The sequence below is a fragment of the Vibrio hibernica genome (genome assembly GCF_015223435.1).
Taxonomy (GTDB): domain Bacteria; phylum Pseudomonadota; class Gammaproteobacteria; order Enterobacterales; family Vibrionaceae; genus Vibrio; species Vibrio hibernica.
In genome coordinates this window covers 1-6,892 of record NZ_VHKO01000085.1, presented here as the reverse complement: position 1 = coordinate 6,892, position 6,892 = coordinate 1, and the positions used below count along the sequence as shown (strand labels likewise).

7 protein-coding genes and 2 pseudogenes are annotated in these 6,892 nt (G+C 37.9%); 3 read left to right on the top strand and 6 right to left on the bottom strand.

All coding sequences use genetic code 11. The features are described 5' to 3' along the window. Positions 1–303: 303 nt before the first annotated feature. Complete coding sequence (locus tag FH976_RS15200) at positions 304–1,143, bottom strand: type II toxin-antitoxin system HipA family toxin (protein WP_194091629.1); 840 nt, start codon at positions 1,141–1,143, stop codon at positions 304–306. Between the two features lie 121 nt (positions 1,144–1,264). Between FH976_RS15200 and FH976_RS15195 the strand changes: the two genes are divergently transcribed. Next, complete coding sequence (locus FH976_RS15195) at positions 1,265–2,380, top strand: hypothetical protein (protein WP_194091628.1); 1,116 nt, start codon at positions 1,265–1,267, stop codon at positions 2,378–2,380. Positions 2,381–2,954: 574 nt separating this feature from the next. Here the strand turns inward: FH976_RS15195 and FH976_RS15190 are convergent. The 4 genes from FH976_RS15190 to FH976_RS15175 all read right to left on the bottom strand — a co-directional run bounded on the left by FH976_RS15190 (position 2,955) and on the right by FH976_RS15175 (position 5,667). Beyond that, positions 2,955–3,404: a PTS sugar transporter subunit IIA gene (locus FH976_RS15190; protein WP_194091627.1), complete on the bottom strand. Its 450-nt coding sequence runs from the start codon at positions 3,402–3,404 to the stop codon at positions 2,955–2,957. Further along, on the bottom strand, positions 3,401–4,657 hold the full coding sequence (locus tag FH976_RS15185) for a PTS ascorbate transporter subunit IIC (protein WP_194091626.1): 1,257 nt from the start codon (positions 4,655–4,657) through the stop codon (positions 3,401–3,403). The genes FH976_RS15190 and FH976_RS15185 overlap by 4 nt, the downstream gene beginning before the upstream one ends. Positions 4,658–4,669: 12 nt before the next feature. Further along, entirely contained in the window at positions 4,670–4,939 is a 270-nt protein-coding gene (locus FH976_RS15180; RefSeq protein ID WP_194091625.1) for a PTS sugar transporter subunit IIB, read from the bottom strand. A 260-nt stretch (positions 4,940–5,199) separates the two neighbouring features. Next, positions 5,200–5,667, bottom strand: coding sequence for a hypothetical protein (locus tag FH976_RS15175; RefSeq protein WP_228767471.1), 468 nt, complete (start codon positions 5,665–5,667; stop codon positions 5,200–5,202). A gap of 349 nt (positions 5,668–6,016) precedes the next feature. On the opposite strand from FH976_RS15175, the pseudogene FH976_RS15170 reads away from it, so the two are divergent. Together FH976_RS15170 and brnA are read left to right on the top strand one after the other, a co-directional pair. After that, positions 6,017–6,282: pseudogene (locus FH976_RS15170) on the top strand (BrnT family toxin). After that, positions 6,269–6,506, top strand: a pseudogene (gene brnA / locus FH976_RS15165) (type II toxin-antitoxin system BrnA family antitoxin). The pseudogenes FH976_RS15170 and brnA overlap by 14 nt, the downstream one beginning before the upstream one ends. Before the next feature lie 138 nt (positions 6,507–6,644). On the opposite strand, the gene FH976_RS16195 reads toward brnA, so the two are convergent. Next, entirely contained in the window at positions 6,645–6,722 is a 78-nt protein-coding gene (locus tag FH976_RS16195) for a type II and III secretion system protein (protein WP_228767470.1), read from the bottom strand. Positions 6,723–6,892: the final 170 nt, after the last annotated feature.

Genomic DNA, 6,892 nt, shown 5'->3' with positions numbered 1-6,892 from the left:
TAATACCTTCGTTGAAAAGGTACTGAGCCGAATAATTCAAATTAAAGGAATGTGGCGTTTATTGAGCGCTTACAATCAATTCAACACTGGATTCTTCCAGCACTTGTAGCAATTCAGGCTCAATGTAACACCTTTTTAACCCAGTACTTTCACATTCTGTCCTATCAAATTACCCTAAAGCTAAATGAAGTTGCAAAAAGATATTATCTTGAAGCTTTAGATGGTCAGAGCTTTTGAAGGTGATGATTAAGTTACATAGGGAACAGTTGTCATAAACCTATTAGCCAGATTAACTATGCAGCACTACCCAATTTCAATGTGTTTAAGGTGGTTTAAATAACCGGTACAGCTTTCTATCCAGCCGATCACTTTTTCTACCTGTTCTTTTGGCATGAAACTGTTGCGGTAAATCTCATAAATAGCGGCTTGCTTATCGCATAATTCATTGATTAATTTTGTTGCCAATTTAGGCTTAATACCAATATTGTCTGCAAATGTCAGAAAGCCATATCCCGTATAGGTGCAATGCGATTGATAACCACTGGTGTTGCCGTTATTTCCTTCTTCACTCGCCAACAATGGTAATGCTAACGAGCTTTCGTTAGCAATATAGCCAGAATAAGGTGCTAACGAAACATAATCATAAATCGGAGCAAGAGAAGTTACTTTCCTCTCAGGTAATATTAAGCCAATGTTTCTCAAATGTAGGTCATTATTACCAAGGTAGTAAGCTGTAAGTATCCGTTTAAAAAGATTTATTTTGAATGGTAAACTGTGGTCAACGTTATCAATTAAAAATAAACAAGCCTGCTCGTAGCTCACATACCCTTCACCATCATCTTTTATTTTTCCGTATTTTTCTCTCACATTCATTGCCGCATCCAATTGCTCTTGGTGGATGGCCTCTTCACCCGATTTTAAGCGATCATAACGACGAATAATGAAAACACGCTCACTGTCTGGATCGCCTCCTTTAAAGCGGGTTAACCCAAATGGAGGTATCTCAAAGCCGAGCATTTTCATAACCAGCATTGTTGCATGTTCGTTCTCAGCTAAATAAGGAAACTCTTCTGGCGAAGGCTTAAGAATGAATAAGGCTTTATCTTCGACAATACCAAGTTCATTGTTATGAATATCGAGCAATGGGTCATTTTAGATAAAAAAAGGGCGGTACAAGTTTATTAAATTCATTGCAGATGCCTTAATTGATAATGAGCACTGCAACCTTTTATTAACCATTGACCCTTATAAAAAAGTATTGAATTTGGCTAATCATTTGAGGTGTTTTTCCGGTGTGCATGCGGAATATTCGTGGTCAATTATTGATTCCACTGCCAGTGGTGAGGCGAGTTTTGAGATTTCCGCAAAAAGTTTTTGTTCACTATTAGAGAAATTGATTTCATTTGAAGGGCATATACAGATGACACTGATTAAACCGAATGTATTCAATATGAAATCGGTTTATGAATCTTGTTCTGAGCAAGAAGATTTCTTTGAAAATAGTACTGAGTTTACTCCCATCAATCATATTAAATATTCACTAAAGGTCCTTGCTTCACCTTATGATCGCCAAAACCAATACTATTTTGATACCGAAGAGCCAGTCCATTGTGTGGCGGTGCAAGCAACAGTATTAAAGGAGCACTTGGATCACTCTAAAAAGGTAAATGGATGGTCTTTTTCGAGTATTAAAAATGATGAATTTACAACGCTTGTAGTGAGAAAAGGCGGTAACGGAGGCGATGACAATGACATGGTATTTAAGATTTTGTCAGGGAAGGGGCAGAGCTTTTTGAGTTATAAAGTTGACATTGACTCCTCACAGGGAAAAGGAGGGTGTGTGCATCTAACGCCTAAGCATTTAAAATATTTAATTGGGGTGCTTTCACAATTAAAATCCACTGTCACACTACAGTTTCATACAGATAGGTTGGTTATCCAGAATTCAGGCTGGTCTTGCAGCTTTAAAGCAATCTCTCCGAACCTTGATCAAGAAGCGAGGGAGCAGCAATTACGGCGGTATGATCACTTTGTCCCTATCGTACAGCCAACCTATTTGTTAGAGACATTAATTCACCTAAATATTACTGAGGCTGATGAAAAAAATAATTTGAAGTTACTATACAGCCTTCAAACGCCCTCTCAGCTTTCATTGAAAATACAAAAAGAGTCGGTAGAAGCAAGTGATGAACTGACCATAGAGCCACCTTGGTTTGATATAGATACTTGTATTATGGTTAATGTTCAGGCATTTAATGAAATATTAACATTCATTCAAACGAGTGCACTCATTGCTTATGAAAAGAAAAATGAAATCATCCATTTTAAAGATTTGGATAATAAATATTACTTTGCATTGCAGTGTAAGAGCGGACAATAACTAACGCTATATAGGAATACTTAAGCCTTTGTAATTAGGTGTTTCTCTATAACGAGCATAACAAGGCTTAGGTAAAGCAGCCCTGATTGAATACACCGTGAAGAGCTTGTTTATCTAAAAAAGTTTTGGATGTACTGAATAGAACTTAGTTGCATTTAAGCAAAGTACCCTGAAAGGTGGAGTGATAATACTAAAAACTTAGAATCCGTTGGTTCTGTCTGTTTTAATTCTGGAAATGGAAATGGAAATGGAAATGGGCTATGGGTCTATTTATTGAACCAGAAGGGGCACCGAATTAAACGTCGATGATATAAAAGTTTTAAGATTTTCACATATTACCACTCGTGAAGAATTGAATGAGCTTGAAAACGCCAACATTATTTAAGGGTTAACCTGATTGTCGTCATTACCTGTTACTCAGCTAAACGATGGTTATGCTTGTTAAGTAGTGAATGGATTTCTTGATGTATTAGCAGAATTAGTAGTAGGGCAGGGTGATACAACAGGATGTGCCCTGTAATTGAGAAGGCCCTCATTTCCGAGGGCTTATCTGATTATGATGTTTAATCAATGATTAGTATTTTTTTAATATTGCTTCAATGTCTTTTTTATTTTGTGCAGCAATAATTGCGTCAACATCAGCCTCATTTTGAAATAGTTCAGATAGAGCAACAATAGTTTGAATGTGACTATCTGAGTCTATTGCAGCTAGGGTGACAGAAAAGTAAACATCACCATTATCTTTCGATTCAAGGTTTACGCCATTTTTAAATACAGTGACTTGTAAACCAGCAGTATTGACGCCATCTTCTGGTCGAGCATGAGGCATTGCAATCTTAGGTGCTAATACATAATAAGCACCAATCTCTTTATGCTTTTGTTTAATCGCCTCTAAGTAGCTTTTTTCTACTTTTCCTTGCTCGATTAATGTCGAGCAAGTGATATCTAAAGCATCGTTAACGCTCAGATTACTTTCTGTAGAGATAACAATGCCATTTTCACCAATTAAATTAAAAATACTCATGACACAATCCATCCTAGAATGAGACCGACAACACCAAAATCAAAGTCTGCAAAGGTTGTGGCTTCAAGGCCTAGCCCGCCAAGCACAGGGAGTAACATCATTGGTAGGAATGAAATGCATAGACCTTGGGTGAATGAACCTAGGATAGCTCCACGTAAACCACCCATCGCGTTACCATATACACCTGATGCACCCCCTACGAAGAAGTGAGGGACGACACCGGCGACAATGATTGTCCAATCAAGTGCACCTTGTATTGCCATTGCCACAAGGCCGGCAGCGAAGGAAGATAAAAACCCAATCAGTACAGCATTAGGTGCGACTGGAAATACCATTGGACAGTCGAGTGCGGGGCGAGCACCTGGAACGAGCTTGTCTGAAATACCTTTAAATGCAGGTACAATTTCAGCTATCAACATCTTTACACCTTGCAGTACGATGTAGACACCACCTGCAAATGTCAGTGATTGAATGAGAGTAAATACAAACCAGTTTTGACCTTCTGATACTGTTTCAACAAACTCACCACCTGCAAAGGTAGATGAGACTAGAAAGAACAGTGCCATTGTGACTGCAACTGCAACCGGTGTGTCACGTAGGAACATTAAGCTTTTAGGTAGATTGAGATCTTCTGTTGATTTAGAAGTGTCACCAAATTTAGAACCAATGAAACCCGCTATGAGATAAGAAAATGTAGAAAAGTGGCCCATTGCAAGTTGGTCAGTGTTCATCACCTTCTCTGTGTACTTTTGTACCAGTGCAGGCATGATCACCATCATCGAACCTACGATAATTGAGCCTATTGCGACCAGTACAGTGCCTTGAACTCCTGCGGTTGATAATATTACAGCAACCAGCATAGACATAAACATGGTGTGATGACCGGTTAAGAAAATAAACTTTAATGGTGTAAAACGCGCGAGCAGAATGTTCACCACGAAAGCAAAAAACATGATTAATGCCATTTCATAGCCGAAAGCCTTTTGTGCTAGTGCAACAATGGCTTCATTGTTAGGAATAACACCACTTACTCCAAATGCTTCAATAAATACCGTAGAGAAGTTATTAAGTGCACCAACAAGAGCTCCGGCACCAAAACCTAAAATCAGAAAACCCATGACGGTTTTGATCGTACCTTTGAGGATGGTAGAAATGTCGGCTTTTTGCGCGACGAGTCCTATAAAAGCAATAAGACCTACCATGATTGCGGGCTCTTTTAATAAGCCGAGCATGAATTCAAAAAAGTTTGCCATTGCGTTATATCCTTATATGAATTTTTTCAACTGCTCTTCGATGGCAGCCTTATCAAAAATATTCGTAAGACTCACGATATTTTCTTTACCTTGCTCAGCTAATTGGCCGGCAATATCAGTAGCGGCGACCCAAATATCAGCTTTGCTTGATGAAGCTGAAGATAAATCTTCATGTTCAACTTCAGCATCGAAACCAATTTTAGCGATAACCTCTTTAACTGCCATTTCCATCATCAGTGATGTACCAAGACCATTACCACATACAACCATAATTTTTTTCATAATATTAATTCTCTGAGCGTTAAATTAGGAATAACTGTTATTCCTGTTATTGGATAAAAAATGATAACGAAATGGCTAAAAACTAAATTAGATGCAAGTCACAAAGTCAGATTGACCTTGTGATGTGCATCAAATAAATGAGTGCAATTTATTAGTGGCTAAAGTGAGATGTTAAAGCTTAGTTATCGATGTGTGAGCGAGATCTCGTATGTTATTTGGAAGGAGAAAGTTAGAAGAAGTTCGGAAATTGAGTTATTTGTTTATTTACCATAGTCGGAAAGCATTTTTTTAAGTAGGCTATTCACATCTTTCGTTTTTTTGCTTCGTTTGGTAAGTGCACTTAGTGTGGTTGGTATTTTAACTGCCTCTTTGGGTTCATTGTTATCACGCAGTTTTTGTACCATTGCCATGATCATACGAACCTCTTCGCCCTTATCATTTTCGAGTACGACAATATTTTCAGATTCGACTTGTATGATAGTAAGAGTACCATGCTTGGCGGACTTGATTTTCTCTCCAACAAGCGAGGATTGCGGTGGAACAGAACGATCTAAAACTTCACCATTACGCAGTTTAGCCGCAGTGATAGAGCGAATATTACCTGTATTTTCAAAAGCGACGATAACGGTATAGGTGTTGTAGTACTCTACTACAGTGACGTAGCCATGTTTTTGTGTCTCAAATTTTTCACCTATTTGCATATCATGAGGTGGAGCCATTTTTTTCATTAACATTTCGAATGCCTGATACTACCCATTATCATTTTGACCTTAAGGTAAAGAACACATTAACTTAAAGTATATACACTCATCGATATGATATAAATGGCTAGGTTAAATTGATGGCAGTGTAAGTATATTGAGCAGGTTAACTTATCTATCTGATGTTAAAGGGTAAGTACTTCCGAAATAACCAGAGTAGTTTAAAGGTTATTTAATTATAGGAACCTGATAGCATTTTTTCTGTTTCCGAAGGGCTTACTAGAGCGCATATCGGCTTAAATGTATACAGAAAGCTGGCTCTACTCACTCCCCGTAAAAAGTTGCCATTAGTGTAAAAAAGGTATAAATCCTACTCATGATTAAATTTGAATTTGATGAAAACAAAAGCAGGTCTAATCTCGAAAGCATGGTATTGATTTTCATACGGCTCAAGGCTTATGGAATGATTCAGATTTAATCGAGATCCCTGCCCATATAATGGATGAACCGAGATATTTGATTATCGGGTTACTGGATAGTAAGCATTGGTCTGGTGTGATCACATACCGAGGTACCAAGATACAGATAATATCGGTTAGGCGTTCACGCAAAGCGGAGGTAAACCTATATGAAAGCGGATGAATTTGATGCAAAATTTGAAAAGAGATGATGATATTTTAAGCAGTTTGGATTTGTCTCAACTAAAGCGCCCAATGCAAAAGCAAAAGCGGGTTAATGTTGATTTCCCAACGTGGATGCTTTAATCATTAGATAAAGAAGCTAATAGAGTTGGTGTAACGAGACAATCAATTATTAAAGTATGGTTGGTTGAGCGCCTTGAAAATGTAGCTCATCACCAAAACTGAAAGTAGATAGAACGAACAGACTTGACCGGACAAAGTAGCCAATTTTGTCCGGTTATTTACATTATAAAATCGTAGTTCGAATAATAATCTTAAGCTCTCGCTGCATCTTTTCTATTTTATCAGACCGAAACAACGCGCCTAGATAGGGATGTCGATCAACACAGGCACACCGCTGACCGTTTTTCGTTCATAATTAGAGATAAGACCACCAAGCATAATGGTTTCTGTCGCGTAGCGGCTTCGTTCAACAAAAAATAAATTGGACGTTTGGAGGGCATATCATCTAAAAAACCTCCTTTAAGTGTTAATAAGAAGCAGCTCCAAGATAAATGAGATGAATTATTAAAGTATTACGCGAAAAGAGCACAATTAGCCAATGCTTGATA

Excerpts from the sequence above, each read along its gene's own strand:
- FH976_RS15185 (WP_194091626.1), bottom strand. The coding sequence starts at position 4,657 with ATGGCAAACTTTTTTGAATTCATGCTCGGCTTATTAAAAGAGCCCGCA.
- FH976_RS15175 (WP_228767471.1), bottom strand. The coding sequence starts at position 5,667 with ATGAAAAAAATGGCTCCACCTCATGATATGCAAATAGGTGAAAAATTT.
- FH976_RS15190 (WP_194091627.1), bottom strand. The coding sequence starts at position 3,404 with ATGAGTATTTTTAATTTAATTGGTGAAAATGGCATTGTTATCTCTACA.
- FH976_RS16195 (WP_228767470.1), bottom strand. The coding sequence starts at position 6,722 with ATGCTTGGTGGTCTTATCTCTAATTATGAACGAAAAACGGTCAGCGGT.
- FH976_RS15180 (WP_194091625.1), bottom strand. The coding sequence starts at position 4,939 with ATGAAAAAAATTATGGTTGTATGTGGTAATGGTCTTGGTACATCACTG.